Raw genomic sequence first — 15,328 nt, forward strand, 5'->3', positions numbered from 1 at the left:
CAGGCTATGCTATCCACCATGACGCTGGCGCGTGTCTTCCTGCTGGTGCTGGTCACCGTCGCAACGCTCGCTTTCTTCTGGCTTGTGGCGCCCTTTTCGGGCGCGATCCTCTGGGCGGTGATTGCCGCGGTGCTGTTTGAACCGCTCAACACGCGCCTGCTTGCCGCGATGCCGCGGCATCGCAACGGTGCGGCGCTGATCACATTGGTCATCATCACCGTCGTCGTCGTGGTGCCGGCAATGCTGCTCGGCGCAGCGCTGCTGCACGAGGCGGGCGACTTCTATGCCCGGGTGCGAAGCGGTGAGATCGATTTCGGACGGGTCTTCGTCGAGGCGCAGGCGCATCTGCCGGATTGGGCCAGAAGCTGGCTCGCGGATATCGGCCTTGGCGATGTTGGCGGCCTGCGCGCCAAAATAAGCCACGGCTTTGCGAGCAGCTTCCAGGCGGTCGCGTCGCGTGTGCTGAGCATCGGCCAGGGAGCGTTCGGCTTCTTTCTCGCGCTGGGCGTGATGCTCTATCTCACCTTCTTCCTGCTGCGGGACGGCCACGCCGTGGCGGCGCGGGTCGAGCGCGCCATTCCGCTGACCCTGGATCATCGCACGATGCTGGTCGCGAAGTTCGTCGCCGTCATCCGCGCGACGATCAAGGGCAGCCTGATCGTCGCGATTCTCCAGGGGGCGACCGGTGGCCTCGTTTTCTGGGCCTTGGGAATCCCGGGCGCGCTGCTCTGGGGCGTGGCGATGGGCGTCTTCTCGCTTTTCCCCGCCATCGGCACCGGACTGATCTGGGTTCCGGTGACGATCTATCTGCTGGCGACCGGTGCGATCTGGCAGGGGGCGGTGCTTGGCGGGTGCGGCTTCTTCGTCATCAGCAGCGTCGACAATATCGTACGCCCGATCCTGGTCGGGCACGATGCCCGCATGCCTGATTATGTCGTCCTGGTTGCCACGCTGGGCGGCTTCGAGCTGATGGGGTTCAACGGTTTCGTGATTGGCCCCGTCATCGCCGCCCTGTTCATGGTGGTGTGGGACATTTTTGGCGACGCCTATCCGCAACCAGCGGCGGTTGACGCAATCGGGCAGGATCCCGTGGATCGGCCCGACAACGCACCATAATGTCGACCTCGAGCTGACGCCGCGGGTCGCCTCCGGCGCGCCCGATGGCGAGCTGAAAAAGGCGCGACAGCGTTCGGACTATTGGGACACGCCCGATCACTGCCTGCTCAAGGCAGGTCGGTCTCAGCGAACCTCCCGCTGCTGCCGCGAGCGCCTCTTCAGCGGGACTTCATCGCCCGCCTACCAGTCGCGATGGGCTTCGCTGTCGATCCACCGGGCGATGCGATCATAGCGGATCGCTATGTCACCGATCGCCCTGCGATCTCCCTCGGCGCACTCGTGCCGTTGCCTGTCTTCGAGGCGATCGATCGCGTTGTGGATGCGATCGGCATCATCGTCGTCGATCTCGTCTTCGGCAACTTCGTGGCGAAGACGATCTTCGAGCAGATGGGCACGCTGCCCCGAACAGATGACCCGCGCCAGCCGATCATCATCGTCATAGTAACGGTTGTAGAGGGGATACCCGCCGCCCGTTCCGATATAGACGCCCCAACTCTGGGCGTTGGCAGAACCACTTGCGATGAGGGACGCGCCCAGCGCCACGACACTCCAGATCCTACGCATAATCACTCCTGACCAATGGGGACTTGACTGCGATTGCTCATTACGAAAGGCCCCCTAGAGCGATGCTGAACGCGCTGTCGTGTTACGTTCATATACGACCGGCAGGCTCATTTCCGCGCCGGGCGATGACGTTTTTCGCTCAACCACGAGCGCGACATGGCGATGGATCCCGAGCCGGGATGCAGGACAACGTCCCCGGCCTAGAACCTCGTCCCCATCCGCACTGAAATCGCCCGAGGCCGTTCCGGGGTATGCTGGCCGACAAGCGCCAGAGTGAAGGGATTGCCGAAGCCGAAGCTGTCGGCATGGCCGTCGAACAGGTTGGTCACGTCGATCGAGAGCCGCTGTCGGCCGAAGGCGATGGCGATGCCGGCATCCGCTGTCACATAATCACCCGCGCGCCGATCAAGCGCCGGATCGAAGCTCAGCCGCATCGCCCCGGTGTAACGCAGCGCGGCATAGGGCGAGACCTGATGGCGCGCGACCATGATGGTTCCGGCGAGCTGGGCATGGCCGGCGAGGTCCGGGACGACCGGCAGCCGGCGATCGTCCAATCCGCCTAGCACCGCCTCGGGGGCTGACAGCCGGGCATGCTGGGCGGTGACGCCGAGATCGAGATGGAGCCTCTCGCCGCCGACGCGGCCGCCGAATTCGAGGCCGAGATTGGCCGCGTCGCCGACATTGGCGGCAGCGATCAGCCCCAGGTCGAGCAGCCTGTCGCTCTGCACGTGATTCCACAGATAGCCGAATATCGCGCCATGGAATTGAAGGTCACCGTCCAGCGCGGTGAGGCGCCAGCCGAGCTCGATGCTTTTCAGCTCGTCGGAGTGGATCGCCGGGCTGGTCGGTCCACTGTCGGCGACGAGTCCGCCGGGGCGGATCGCACTCGCATAACGCAGCCAGAGCAAGGCATGAGGCCCGGCGTGCCAGACCAGCGAGGCGCTCGGCGTGAGCCCTGCCTTGGTGGCGAGCGGCTCGCTGGTCGAATCGAGCTCGTGATGGCTGGTCGAGACGAAGCCGCGCAGGCCAAGCTTGAAGTCGAGCGCAGGCGAAAGACGCTGCGTGCCCTCGGCATAGAGCGCTGCCTCGAAAGTCTCGTCGAGCCGGCTGCGGATGGGGATCGCCGGTGCGCCCGCTGGCTCGAAGCCGATGCCGGTCGAGGTGCCGGCGTCGAGCAGCGAAAGGCCCACGACCCAGGGATGAGACGCCGCCGGATCACTGATGCGGACTTCCTGGCCCTTCATCACCAGCCGGTGCCGCTCCTGCGCGGCGAGCGGCGCCGCCAGGCCGAGCGTGGCGGCGAGGACCGAGGCATCGTAGCGGTCATCGAATTCGTGGCGGACGAAGGAAGAGGTCGATTGCACGTCGAGCCCGGCGATCGCGCCCCTGATATCGGCAGTGACGGCGGCGAAATCATTGTCGACCGGCTCGGCGAGCGCGGTGGCGCGGGTGAGGCCCGAGGTCGCATATTGGCTGTCGCGCGTGTCGAGCCCCTGGCCGACGCCGGAGAGCGTGATTGTCCAGTCATCGGAGACCCGCCATGCGAGCGCGGCGCGCGCGCCCCTGCGGCGCGAGCGGTTGACGTCGCGCAGGTTCCGTTCCGTATCGTCGATCCAGCCGGGCATGGTCTCGCTCCACGCCGAGGCACGGAGGGCGAGCCTGCCGGTCACGATCGGGGCATTCACGGTGCCCTCGATCGAATAGCCTTGCCCGCCATGCGCGACGGTGGAAATCTCGGTCGCGGCGCTGCCCGACCAGCGGGCGAGATCGGGCTGCGCCGTCACGATCCTGACGATGCCGCCGAGCGCCCCAGCGCCGTAGAGCGTGCCCTGCGGCCCGCGCAGGACCTCGACATGATCGATATCGACGAGCTTGAGATCGGGATCGGGCGAGGCGTAGCTGATCCGCGCATTGTCGAGAAACAGGCTGACGGTCGCCTGGGTCGGGCCGTTGAAGGGGCTGTCCGAGACGCCGCGCAGGAACAGCCGGTCGCGGCCCGGGCCGAGATTGGTCGAGGAGACGCTCTCGGTTCGGGTCAGCAGGTCGGAAAGGCCGCGGCGGATGGCCGGCTGGCCGGCGACATCGCCGGGCAGCAGGCTGATCGACAGCGGCAGGTCGCTCAGCCGCTCGCCGCGCTTGCTCGCCGTGACGATGATATCGGGCGTCTCGATCGCGCCGGGCTCGGCGGCGCGGGTGGCCGGCCTGGCGCGGGCGTGGGGGGCGGGCTCGATCCGCCAGGTCACCGGATCGACCTGGACGGCACGGTAGCCGCTGTCGCGGAGCAGCCGGCGCAGCGCGGTGGCGACGTCGATCCGGGCGTGGATTGCCGGGGTGCGGACCGCCGGCAGCCGGCCGGCCATGCCGATCGTGATGCCGGCCTGGCGGGCGAGCGCGGGCAGCGTGGTGGCGAGCGTTCCTTCGGGCAGGTCGATGCTGGTGCGCTGGCCGTGCGCCGCGGCGGGTTCAGCCAGCGCGCTCGAGATGAACAAGGCCGCCAGCGCGGCGCGCACGAACCGGGAGGAGTTTCTGAACCTGGTCGACGAGATGCGATCCGTCGCCAATGGTCAAGACTCCCGAAAACCGCATGCCGGCCGCCGAGGGATCGACGACCAGCCGGGCGCCCGCATAGCGGGATATGTCGCCGGCAACCAGCGCGAGCGGCGCATTGTCGTATACCAGCCGGCCCGAGCTCCAGCTGCCCACCGTCGCCGGATCGACCCGGCTGCGCCGCGCAGCGCCCGCGGCGAGGTCGAGCCGCTGGCCGGCCGTCACCGCGACGCCGTCGTCCTGGCCCGAACGGGCGACGCTCACCGCACCCTCGGCAACGGCGACGACGACTGACTCATTGGAAGACGAGACGTCGAACCGGGTGCCGACGTCGCGCACCTCATAACCGCCGGCGCGGACGATGAAGCTGCGGGCGGGATCGTGGCGGACGCTGAAATTGGCGGTGCCCTGCGCGATCTCGACGACCGGCGACGCGCCCTCGGTCACCCGCAGCCGCGACGCGCGGTCGATGCGGATGCTGCTGCCGTCGGCAAGCTTCAGGTTTCGGGTCTCGTCGGCCCGGGTGGCGATGTCGCGCGGCGCTGCGGGGTGAGTGATCATTGACGGCAAGGCGAGCGCGACCGCCAGCATCGCGGCCGCGCCGGCGCCGGCGAGCCACAGGATCGGCCGGCGGGGAAGGGCGATGGCTTCCGGTTCGTCGTTTGCGGGGAGGCGCACGGCGATCGCTGGGGCGGCGGCGGCGATATCGGCATCGAGCATCGCAATCCGGTCATAGGCGGCGCGGTTCGCCGGCCGCGCGTCGAGCCACGCGCCGAACGCCTCCCAATCCATCTCGGGCGCGTCGAGCCGGGCGTGCCAGCCGGCAGCCTCTTCGAACGGATCTGGCCTGTTTCCCTGTGTCATTGCATCCCTGCCTCCGGCGGATGCCCCCGCCTTGACGAGAAGACGCCGCGACCCCGTCGCCGCCCCAGTGCGCCGGCGCGATCAATCATCGAGCGTCGCCCGCAAATGCCTGAGCGCGACGGCGATATGCTTTTCCACCGCGCTGCGCGAGATGCCGAGTTCGGCCGCGATCGCCGAGTGCGGACGGCCTTCGAGCCTGTGCCAGGTGAAGACCCGCCGCGCGCCGGGCGGCAGCGCTGCGATCGCCGTCGCCACGCGGGCCGCCTCTTCGCGGCCGGCGAGCCGGTCGAAGGCTGAAGGCGTCTCGTCGACTGCTTCGTCGCCAGCAAGCGTCGTGGTCGCCTCGGCCCAGGCGGTGTCGCGCGCCGTGCGCCGCCGCCCGCCGCGCAGCCGATCGATCACGAGGTTCATGCCGACGCGGTGGAGATAGCTGAGCGGGTTCGCGATCGGCCCGCTCCCGGTGCGTTGCACATGGAGCCAGATTTCCTGGACGACGTCCTCCGCCTCGTCGACGTTCCCGGTGCGGCTGGTGAAGAAGCGGATCAGGCGCGCGCGGTTCTCCGCGAGCACCCGGCCCAGCCCTTCGCCATCCATCTGTTCACCCTCGTACGCGACGATTTCTCTCCGGTCGGTCGAGCACGCCGATAACGGGTCGGGCGCCGGTCCGCAGTCCGTATTGTTGCGAATGGCGCGCTGCCTTCAGGCGTGGTGCGGGAGCGGGATCGCCGCGAACATCCCACCGAACAGGTCGAAGATGCGATCGGCCATCGCGACGATCGCCTCCTGGTCTTCGATATCGGTGATCCGGTTCATCAGCGATTCGAAGAAGCGCATATGCTCCTGGTCGAGCGCTCCGTGCGAAGTGAGGTAGCGGAAGGCCTCGGGCGGCAGGCCGAGGCTTGCCTGCACCGCCTCGGCGCCCTGGCTGGCGAGCGCGATGCTGGTGCCTTCGAGCACGAACACCATGCCGAAAAAGCTCGCCGGGTTGCCATGGCGGATCGTCGCATAGGCATGGTCGACCATCGCCGCGGTCGCCGCTGAGGGGCCGTCCGCCACGACCCGGACGGGATCGCCCCCGGCTGCTTCGATATCGTCGAGAATCCAGTGCTCATGGCCGCTTTCCTCGACGATATACTCGTCGAGCGCCTCGACCAGCATCGGCGACCGGCCGAGCCGGCCGCGAGCCAGCTGCATCAGCGGCACGGTGTGCCGGACATGGTGATAGGCCTGGGCGAGATAGGCGAGATAGGTGTCGCGCCCGATCCGGCCGGCAAGCCCGGCCCGGAGCTGGGGGGTGGCCAGCATCCGGCTGCGGGCGCCGGCGGTGCGGGCGACGAGCTGGTCGAAGAAGGGCGCGCTCGCCGCCCGGGCGAGGATCGCGGCGCGGCGCAGGCGGCCATTGGCGGTGAGCGTGCCGTCGAGCGGGGTAAAGGGCCGGGAAAGGCGCCACGACCCGACCCGGGCATAATCCGGCAGGGTCGCATTGGCGGCGGCGATGCCGGCGCCGGCATCGGCGGTGAGCGCGCTCGGCACGATGATCGCGGACAGCGCTGCATCGCCCTCGCCGTGAACCAGTGCCTGGGCGATCTCGGGCTGGGCGCACAGGACCTCCTCGATCCATTCGGGCGCGACGTTGCGCGCAAAGCCGGTGATCAGCATGCTCGATTTCCGCCCGATGATGGTGAGGCGGCCGGACTCGTCGATCGTGCCGAGGTCGCCCGTGCTGATCGGGCCGGACGCGCGCGGCGCGCCGACCGTGCCGAGATGGCCGATGCCCCGCACGATGATCTCGCCGTCAGCGGCGAGCGACACCCTGACATGATCGAGCGGTTGCCCGACCGTGCCGCGCACGGCTTCACCGAGCTGCTCGAGCGAGACGACCGAGCCGCACTCGGTCAGGCCATAGCCCTGGATCACCGGCAGCCCGAGCGCGGCGGCGCGATCGAGCAGGGTGACCGGGACTCGCCCGCCGCCGACCGCGACGAGGCGGAGCAACGGCAGCCGCGCGCCACGCGCTTCCATCGCCGCGACCAGCCCGGCGAGCAGCTCGGGCACCAGGATCAGGCTCGTCGCACGCGCTTCCTCGATTGCGCCGAGCAGTGTCGGAAAATCGGGGCGGAAGGGCGAAGCGAGGCCGAGCGCGTCGGCACGGCGGGTGGCATAGGTGCCGCCCGCGAGCAGGCTCGCATACAGGCCGGCGACATTTTCGAGCAGCACCGGCAGCGGCAGGACGGGAAGATGGACCCCCGCCATGCCGGCGCCGAGTCGCGCGACGATCGCCTGCGCGGTCGCCAGCATCGCTGCTTCACTCAGGCAGATGCCCTTGGGATCGCCGGTCGAGCCGGAGGTGTAGGTGATCTTGGCGGTACCAGCCGGGATATCCGCCGGTGAGCCCGGCAAAAGGGTGACGCCGCGCCGCTCGATCAGCGCGATGGCGCCGGCATCCTTCAGCACGGCCGCTTTCTGGCCGTCGGAAAAGAAAGGCGGCAGCGGCACGCAGGGGATGCCGAGCGACAGCAGCGCCAGATCGGCGAGTGCCCAGTTGGTGCCGTTGCCCTTGGCGATGGCGACAGCGCCGGGCGCGATGCTGCCCAGGCTGAACCGGATTACCGAGGCGACCGTCTCGATCTGGCGGCCGAGGTCGCGGTAGCGGACCACGCTCTCGCCATCGTCGAACGCGATCGCATCGGGAATCCCGGCGGCGCGCGCCAGGATCGCGTCGATGATCGCGCTCATGCCGCCCGCTCCGTCCGGGTGCGGAACCGGCCGAGACCGGCGGCACCACTATGAGTCCATCCGGCGCAGACCATCGGCGCATCGTCATAATAGCTGCCCCAGCGTTCGGGTTCGGCGATCCGGGTCGGGTCAGCCGGGGCGAGCTCGACGATCGGCACGCCGGCACGGGTGATCAGCCGGCGCAGCGACGCGCTGAGAGTCGCGACGGCGACATCATAGCGATCGGCGAACTCGACGGCGGTCTCGGCCCAGAGCCGCACCAGCGCCAGGGGCGAGATGGCGGCGAGGCAGCCGATCTCGACGATCCTCGCCCGCCCGATCTCGCGCTGCAGCGCCCGCGACGCGACTGCCTCGATCGGCGCATCGAGATAGGCTTCGAGGAACAGCCGGTCCTCGGTAGCGCCGCGATAGCCGAGCGTTGCGCCGAGCGCGCCGCCCGCCACCGACACCGCGCGCCACGACGCGAAATGCGGATCGGGCCGGGCCGCCAGCCGCGCCTGGAACCGCTCGCTGACGAAACGCTTGATGCCGTCTTCCCGCATGGGGATATTCTCCTTGTTGATCGCGAGACGCCGCTGCCGCCGCGGCACCTCAGTCCAATGCCTCATCGCGCGGCTCCAGCCGAGACCACCGCAATCAGTCCGTTGATCGCGCCGCTGATCCGGACCCCCCGCACGGCGATGTCGCGCTCGTCGAAGCCGCCGCTACCGAGGGCGGCGGCCAGCGAGGCGGCGTCGAACAGCCGGTGGGTGTCGGGCCCGGCGAATTTCCAGCGCTTCATCGCCGCTGCATCGGTGGCGTAGATGACGATCCGGCCGCCGGGGCGGAGCACGCGCCGCATTTCGGCGACCACCGCGCCGACATCGCGCCAGAAATAGATGACGTTCGAGGCCAGGATCCGATCGATGCCGCCGTCGCGATAGGGCAGTCGCTCGAAACGCGCCCGGGCCAGGCAGACATGGCCCGATCGCAGCGCGCGCCGGTTCGCGCGGGCGGCCTGGGCAATCATCGTCGCTGATTGATCCAGGCCGTGCACGACCCCGAGCGGCGCCCGGCGCGCCATCGCCGCGACGGTTGCGCCGGGGCCGCAGCCGAGATCGAGCACGACATGATCGGGCTCGATGTCGAGCGCCTCGATCGCGAGCGCATTGGGCCGCCCATTGGCGAGGCGCATCGCCGCGCCGGTGATGCGCCCCCAGGCGCCGCGGGGATGTTCGAGTTGCCGCCCGATGGCGTGCCAGATCGGCATGGCTGCGGTGCCGCCCCGATCAGCCGAGATGCTTGTCGGCCTTGGCGATCAGCTCGCGCACATCGGCGCGGCGCCCCGAATCCCAGACCGGGCGATGCGGGTTGACCGGCGCCTTCAGCGCGCGGGCGAGATAGAGCTTGGCCTTGGCATAGTCCCCCTGCGCGATCAGGAAATCGCCGTAGAAATAATTGGCGTCGAGCCCGTCGGGATCGAGCACCAGCGCATTCTGCAGATAATGCTGCGCCTTTTCCTTGCTGCCGAAGCCGACCGGCCAGCCGGGCACCTTGTAGTAGAGCACGCCGAGGCTCATCACGACGCCGCCCTTGGCCGCCTTCGGATCGATTTTCGCTGCCTTTTGCAGGATGTCGCGCGCCGTGGTCGCGAGGCTCAGCTGATGGAAGACATTGGCCATCGCCGCTTCCTCGCTGGTGGCGATGCCCTGCCACAACAGGGGCTCGGCGCGGCCGGGATAGCGCGCCACCACCGCCGCCGCCTGCTTCGCCAGCGCGTCCATCTGGCGCACCCGGGCGTCGCTGTCCTTGACCTGATATTTGATCCGCGCCCATTCATTGTCGATATGGCTGACCTGGGCATCCATTGCCGGGTCGTTCGAGGCATTGGCGCTGCCGCCGAAGCCGAAGGCGATGATGGCAAAGGCGGTGCTGCCCCATTTCTTCAATATCTGCATGTCGGTCGTCCTGCTTCGTTCACGAGGTGAAAAGCGCGCGCGCGGCTGCCGTCTGCCGGGCGAGGCCGGCATCGATCAGCCGCGGCGCGAGGCCGTTGGCGGCGATGAGGAAGCGTTCGGCCGCGCCGATCACGACATCCTTCCTGCGGCCCGCGATTGCCGAGACGATGGCGCCGGCGACGCTGTCGGGCTCGTCGACCTTCATCTTCGTCATCGCGAGAAAGCGGGCGACGCGGCTGTCGTTGAAGCCGGTGCGCGCGGCGCGCGGCGCGATATGGGTCACGGCGATGCCGAGGCCGTGGAGCTCGCGGCGGAGCGCCTCGCTGAAGCCGCGCAGGCCCGCCTTGCTGCTCGAATAGGCGGCGAAATGCGGATAGGCGATCGAGCCCATCACCGAGCCGATATTGACGATATGGCCGGCGCCCCGCTCGAGCATCTGCGGCAGAACCGCCCGCGCGAGCGTGACCGGCGCGATCAGATTGACCGCAAAGCCGAGCCGGATGCCGGCCGGGTTCTGCGCCGCGAGCGGGCCGAAATTCTGGATGCCGGCGAGATTGACGAGGATGTCGACGCGCCGCCCGGCGAGATCGGCGCTGAGATCGGCCAGCCCCGCCTCAGTCGAAAGGTCGGTGCGCAGCGTCTCGGCGCAGTTCGGGCAATCGGCCCGGTCGACGCCGATGACATTGGCCCCTGCTGCGGCGAGCTGGGCTGCAACCAGCGATCCGATGCCGCCTGCGGCGCCGGTGACGACGATCTGCCTGTCCCGAAAGGCAGTCACCGGCGGCCGCGCCCGGGCAATCCAGAATGTCGGTTATACCCCATGCAGTGCTCCTTCGCGATATGCGTTGGACGGCGCGGCGGGGGTGAACCTCAGTCGGGCGCCGGACTTTTTTGCGCGGGCGCCGTCGGCTCCGCGGAAACCGCGGCGGGCGCGGATTCGGGCTTGGCGGCGCCATGGCGCTTGCCGTGAAGCCCGTCGATCTCGGCCTGGCGCCGGCGTAGATAGAAGTCGCGCGAGGCAGCATAGGGATCGGCGGCGCCGTCGTGCAGGATATGGAGCTGCTCGTCGAATTCGGCGCGATGATCGAGCGCGCTGACCACCCCGACCGGTATGGTGAAGGTGAGCCGGTTGAAGGGCCTGCCGACCGCAAGCGGCAGCACGAAGCGATCGAGGCCGCCGCCGATGAGGTCGCGCACCGTCGTCGGGCCGATCAGCGGCAGGTAGAGGAAGGGCCCGGGCTTCACGCCATAATAGCCGAAGGTGTCGGCGAAGCCGTTATGGCGACGCGGCAGCTTGAACGGGCGCCGCTTCGCGATGTCGAACAGCCCGCCGACGCCGATCGTCGAATTGATCGCGAAGCGCGCGAAGGTCTCCGCCGCCTTGCCCGGCTTGAGCTGCAGCAGATAGTTCAGGAAGACATCGGGCTCGTGGAGATTGTTGAGGACATTGCGCACGCCGCTCCGCACCGGAGCCGGCACGGTGTGCTGATAGGCGAGTGCGGCGGGGCCGACCAAGGCACGGTCGATTGCCTGTGTGGCCGCGAATGCCTTGAAATTGACTGCCTCGATCGGGTCGCCGGGCGCCGAGCGCCCGCGTACGGTGACGACGATATCTGCCTGGTCCTCCTTGGGGCCGGACTCCGTGGCAACGGGCGCTTCCTTGAAGGGCGCGTCGGCGTCGGCGACATGCGGCGGCAATTCTGCGGCTGCGACCGGGATTGCCGGCGCCGGAATTCCCTGTTCGCTTCCTGCCGGTGCGATCATCGGAACCGGCGCCCCCGGCTTTGTGCCAGGGTCGCCTGTCCCGGCCTCGAGCAGCGCGAGGGCGGCGATGATCAGAACGCTCATTCGATGGTGTTTTCGGCGGATTGCGCGCTCATGCGCGTCGCTTCGGTACGCGGCTCTCCCTCGGGCGACGCTGGCCAGGCCATGATGCCATCAACCGATATCTTCATTCCAGTCGATCCCGAATCGCCATCATCATACTCCCGCAAAAGAAAGGGCCATCGTTATGACGCCGCCGATTCCCGATCTCCTCAGGTGTTCCCGCCGCGCAGCAGAATATGGGGCGATAGGATCGTCGGTCTCGGTCGAGCGAGGGCGGCCCCCGGCCGTTTCTTCCAAATCATGTCCCCGAACCGCGAGGCTGGCGCCGCGGCAAACCATCAATAGGTAGACATACCAAGTGTCGGGCTCCGGTCCATCAGCGTAACGATCGTTCATGGATCAACCATCGGCGCGCGACATGACGGACAGACTCACCCTTGCTTTCCATGGCGCGGCGCGCACCGTCACGGGCTCGTGCATGGAATTCCGTCACCGTGGAAAGCGCGTCCTCGTCGACTGCGGTCTGTTTCAGGGTTCGAGGACGCTGGAGACGTTGAACCGCGGTGCCTTCGCATTCGATGCCCGCGATGTCGATGCGGTCATCCTGACGCATGCGCATATCGATCACAGCGGTTTGCTGCCCCGTCTCGTCGCCGAGGGCTTCGCCGGCGATATCTGGTGCACTGAGCCGACCGCGGCGCTGCTCGAATTCATGCTCGCCGATGCCGGCCGTATCCAGGAGGGCGACGCCGCCCGACGCAATCGGCGCAAGGATCGCGCTGACCTTCCGGACATCGAGCCCATCTATACCGAGCAGGATGCGATGGCTGCCTGGAGGCAGGCCCGAACGATAGCGCTCGAAGAATGGTTCGAGCCCGCTCCCGGCTTCAAGGCTCGTCTGTGGAATGCCGGACATATTTTGGGATCGGCCTCGGTCGAGCTGCTGGTCGATGACACCCATATCCTCTGCTCGGGCGACATCGGGCCCGAGCACAAGGCCTTCCATCCCGATCCAGAAAGCCCCGCCGGGTTCGATCACGTCATCTGCGAATCCACCTATGGAGACCGCAAGCGGGAGGATCTGACGATCCTCGAACGCCGCGCTTTGCTCGAGACCGAGATCAAAAGCGCGCGGGCGCGCGGCGGCAATCTCATCATACCGGTGTTCGCGCTCGAGCGGACGCAGGAACTTCTGCTCGATATGGCAGCACTGATCGACGCGAAGCGAATCCCTTCAGTGCCGATCTTCGTCGATTCTCCGCTCGCCAACCAGGCGACGAGCGTCTTCGCGAAATATGCCGAGACGCTGGAAGACACGAACGGCGAAAACATCTTCCGAAACACTGCCTTTCATTTCGTCGATTCGACTGCCGAGTCGATCCGTCTCAACAGCGTATCGGGGGCGATCATCCTGGCGGCGTCGGGCATGTGCGAGGCGGGACGTATCAGGCACCACCTCAAGCACAACCTCTTCAAGCGGGAAGCGACAATATTGTTCGTCGGCTTCCAGGCCGAGGGAACGCTGGGTCGCGTGATCCTCGAAGGCGCCCCGCGCGTGCGGATCTGGGGCGAAGATATCGTGGTCCGCGCGCAGATCCGCCGGATCGAGAGTTACTCGGCGCATGCCGACCAGGATGGCCTGCTGGCCTGGATGGAGGCTCGCCGGCCAATCGGCGGCAGCCTTTTCCTTGGTCATGGAGAATCCGCCTCGATCGAGGCGCTGCGCCAGCTGGCTCAGGCCAGGCAGATCGCTCCCTCCGTCCTCGTGCAGGAGATCGGAGAGGTCTATCACCTCGCACCCGCGAAGCCGGCCGCGCGAACCAGGACTGGTGACCCGCAACTGCAGGCGGCGATCGGGCCGGATTGGCAGAACAGCTACGCCGATTTCGCGACGGGCCTGAAGCGGGAGCTCGCGCAAATTCGCGACGCAAGGGCTCGCGAGCACGCCGTTGCGGACATGCGAGCCGTGCTCAAGAGCTACAAACAGGCTCGTGGGGAACAGGCAGTTCGGCGGCATCGGTCGTGACGCCGCATCGATCGAATGCCACCCTTTGCCTGAGGAGGTGATCCATGGACGTGCTCGATATTCCCTATTTGCTCGGGAGAGCCCGGGCGCACCGGGTCCTCGGGCATGCCGCCAATGGCAGCGAAGCCCGGTCGATCCACAGCCAGTTTGTCAGGAACTATCAGAAGCTCCTGCTGGCGATTCGCCGCGCACGCTCGCAAGTAGCCAGTCCTGAGTCACGACAAGCGACCGTCAGCATCGCTTGCGCGGCGACCTGTGAGTAAGTGTCGGCGTGAATGGACGGACATGATCGCCGATCGGAAGGTTGCCTGACGCTGGACAGGCCGCCGCGTGATATCCGGAACCGGGCGTTTGCTCGGATAGACATGCCGGAACAACGGAGAGATTGATTGGGGGCGACCGATATCGACACGATCGGGGCGATCGGCCTCTCGCTCGCCCTTGGGCTGCTGGTCGGCATCCAGCGCGGATGGGCGCTGCGTAACGAGCAGCCGGGTTCCCGTTTCGCGGGTATTCGCACGTTCGGGCTGCTCGGCCTGGCTGGCGGCATGGCCGGCGTGATTCGCTCGATCGACGGCATTGTCGCGGCCCTCCTCCTCGCGGCGGCGGCGGCCCTGGTCCTGCTTGGCTATGCAGCGCTGGCGCGTCGTGCCGACAAGGTGAGCGGGACGGCGAGCCTGGTCGGCCTGCTGACGCTCAGCTGCGGATTTCTCGCCACCACTCAGCAAGCGACGCTCGCCACGGTCCTTACCGTGGTGATCACGCTGGTGCTGGCCATGCGCCCGCAGCTTCACGGTTGGATCAAACGGCTGAGCGAAGCCGAGGTGAATGCGATCGCCCGGTTCGCGCTGATCGCCATGGTGATCCTGCCGCTGCTCCCGGACCGCGCTTATGGTCCCTTCGATGCCTGGAACCCGCGCCAGCTATGGATGGTCGTCGTGATGGTTTCCGGCTTCTCGTTCGCGGGCTATGTCGCCAGCAAGCGCCTCGGGGCATCGCGCGGCACGATCGCGACCGCGGGCGCCGGGGCGATGGTCTCGTCGACCGCCGTCACGGCGGCCCTGGCCACCCGGCTGCGCAATGGCGAAGAGAGCGCCCCCATTCTCGTCGCGGGAATTGCCACCGCGTCGACAGTCATGTTCCTGCGCGTGCTCGTCCTGGTCGCGGTGCTGGCGCCCTTCGCCTTTCCCGCGCTGGCGATGCTCGTCGTTCCCGCCGCGCTCATGAGCGCGCTGGCGACTCTCTGGCATCTGCGCATCGCGATGCGACGTCCGGTCCAGCCGGCCGAGGAAGTCGCGGTCCGCAACCCGTTCGACATCCTGCCGGCCCTCGGCCTGATGGCGCTGGTGATGGTCCTTTCGCTCGTCTCGCGCTGGGTATTGCACAGGTTCGGTGACGCGGGGCTCGCGACCGTGCTTGCGCTGTCCGGCATGGTGGATGTCGATTCAGCCATCATCACCATGGGCGGACTGCCGTCCGGAACGCTTGACGCTCGAACCGCCGGCCTTGTCCTCGCCGCGCCGATCATGCTCAACACCCTCTTCAAGGCGGGCGCGGCGATCAGCCTCGCCGGTTGGAGCAGAGGCTGGCGGGCCGCTTTGCCGCTTGTCGCAAGCGTCGGCGTCGGAATGCTCATGTTGCCCATATTGCTTCGCCAGGCCTCGTCATGAAAACCGCTCGTCTGACCATCCTGTGATAAGCCACAGCGTGC

14 protein-coding genes are annotated in these 15,328 nt (G+C 67.8%); 4 read left to right on the forward strand and 10 right to left on the reverse strand.

The window, feature by feature from the left end:
- Positions 1-6: 6 nt before the first annotated feature.
- Positions 7-1,116 carry an AI-2E family transporter gene (locus tag ABD050_RS15545; protein WP_425542468.1) on the forward strand — a complete coding sequence of 370 codons (1,110 nt, stop codon included), beginning with the start codon at positions 7-9 and terminating at the stop codon, positions 1,114-1,116.
- 180 nt (positions 1,117-1,296) lie between these two features.
- On the opposite strand, the gene ABD050_RS15550 is transcribed toward ABD050_RS15545, so the two are convergent.
- The 10 genes from ABD050_RS15550 to ABD050_RS15595 all read right to left on the reverse strand — a co-directional run bounded on the left by ABD050_RS15550 (position 1,297) and on the right by ABD050_RS15595 (position 11,612).
- On the reverse strand, positions 1,297-1,680 hold the full coding sequence (locus ABD050_RS15550) for a histidine kinase (RefSeq protein ID WP_343890371.1): 384 nt from the start codon (positions 1,678-1,680) through the stop codon (positions 1,297-1,299).
- A gap of 200 nt (positions 1,681-1,880) precedes the next feature.
- A complete protein-coding gene (locus ABD050_RS15555) occupies positions 1,881-4,190 on the reverse strand; it encodes a TonB-dependent receptor (protein WP_343890372.1) in 2,310 nt (769 codons plus the stop codon).
- Entirely contained in the window at positions 4,144-5,091 is a 948-nt protein-coding gene (locus ABD050_RS15560; protein ID WP_343890373.1) for a FecR family protein, read from the reverse strand. Before ABD050_RS15560 ends, ABD050_RS15555 begins: the two co-directional genes overlap by 47 nt.
- A gap of 81 nt (positions 5,092-5,172) precedes the next feature.
- Positions 5,173-5,685 (reverse strand): RNA polymerase sigma factor, encoded by a 513-nt coding sequence (locus ABD050_RS15565; protein ID WP_343890374.1) that lies wholly within the window; start codon positions 5,683-5,685, stop codon positions 5,173-5,175.
- Between the two features lie 105 nt (positions 5,686-5,790).
- Positions 5,791-7,827 carry an AMP-binding protein gene (locus ABD050_RS15570; protein ID WP_343890375.1) on the reverse strand — a complete coding sequence of 679 codons (2,037 nt, stop codon included), beginning with the start codon at positions 7,825-7,827 and terminating at the stop codon, positions 5,791-5,793.
- Positions 7,824-8,435 (reverse strand): thermostable hemolysin, encoded by a 612-nt coding sequence (locus ABD050_RS15575; protein ID WP_343890376.1) that lies wholly within the window; start codon positions 8,433-8,435, stop codon positions 7,824-7,826. Before ABD050_RS15575 ends, ABD050_RS15570 begins: the two co-directional genes overlap by 4 nt.
- Positions 8,432-9,076: a class I SAM-dependent methyltransferase gene (locus ABD050_RS15580; RefSeq protein WP_343890377.1), complete on the reverse strand. Its 645-nt coding sequence runs from the start codon at positions 9,074-9,076 to the stop codon at positions 8,432-8,434. Before ABD050_RS15580 ends, ABD050_RS15575 begins: the two co-directional genes overlap by 4 nt.
- 19 nt (positions 9,077-9,095) lie before the next feature.
- A complete protein-coding gene (locus tag ABD050_RS15585) occupies positions 9,096-9,764 on the reverse strand; it encodes a tetratricopeptide repeat protein (protein WP_343890378.1) in 669 nt (222 codons plus the stop codon).
- A 19-nt stretch (positions 9,765-9,783) separates the two neighbouring features.
- The gene (locus ABD050_RS15590; RefSeq protein ID WP_343890379.1) at positions 9,784-10,542 is read right to left on the reverse strand and encodes an SDR family NAD(P)-dependent oxidoreductase; all 759 of its coding nucleotides are present in this window, start codon (positions 10,540-10,542) and stop codon (positions 9,784-9,786) included.
- Between the two features lie 92 nt (positions 10,543-10,634).
- The gene (locus ABD050_RS15595) at positions 10,635-11,612 is read right to left on the reverse strand and encodes an MlaA family lipoprotein (RefSeq protein WP_343890380.1); all 978 of its coding nucleotides are present in this window, start codon (positions 11,610-11,612) and stop codon (positions 10,635-10,637) included.
- Between the two features lie 397 nt (positions 11,613-12,009).
- Here ABD050_RS15595 and ABD050_RS15600 point away from each other — a divergent pair, with 397 nt between their 5' ends.
- The 3 genes from ABD050_RS15600 (at position 12,010) to ABD050_RS15610 (ending at position 15,287) form a co-directional block, all read left to right on the forward strand.
- A complete protein-coding gene (locus ABD050_RS15600; protein WP_343890381.1) occupies positions 12,010-13,617 on the forward strand; it encodes an MBL fold metallo-hydrolase in 1,608 nt (535 codons plus the stop codon).
- Positions 13,618-13,661: 44 nt separating this feature from the next.
- Entirely contained in the window at positions 13,662-13,880 is a 219-nt protein-coding gene (locus tag ABD050_RS15605) for a hypothetical protein (protein ID WP_343890383.1), read from the forward strand.
- A gap of 126 nt (positions 13,881-14,006) precedes the next feature.
- A complete protein-coding gene (locus tag ABD050_RS15610) occupies positions 14,007-15,287 on the forward strand; it encodes an MgtC/SapB family protein (protein ID WP_343890384.1) in 1,281 nt (426 codons plus the stop codon).
- Positions 15,288-15,328 lie beyond the last annotated feature (41 nt).

Source organism: Sphingomonas oligophenolica (genome assembly GCF_039522915.1).
Classification (GTDB): domain Bacteria; phylum Pseudomonadota; class Alphaproteobacteria; order Sphingomonadales; family Sphingomonadaceae; genus Sphingomonas; species Sphingomonas oligophenolica.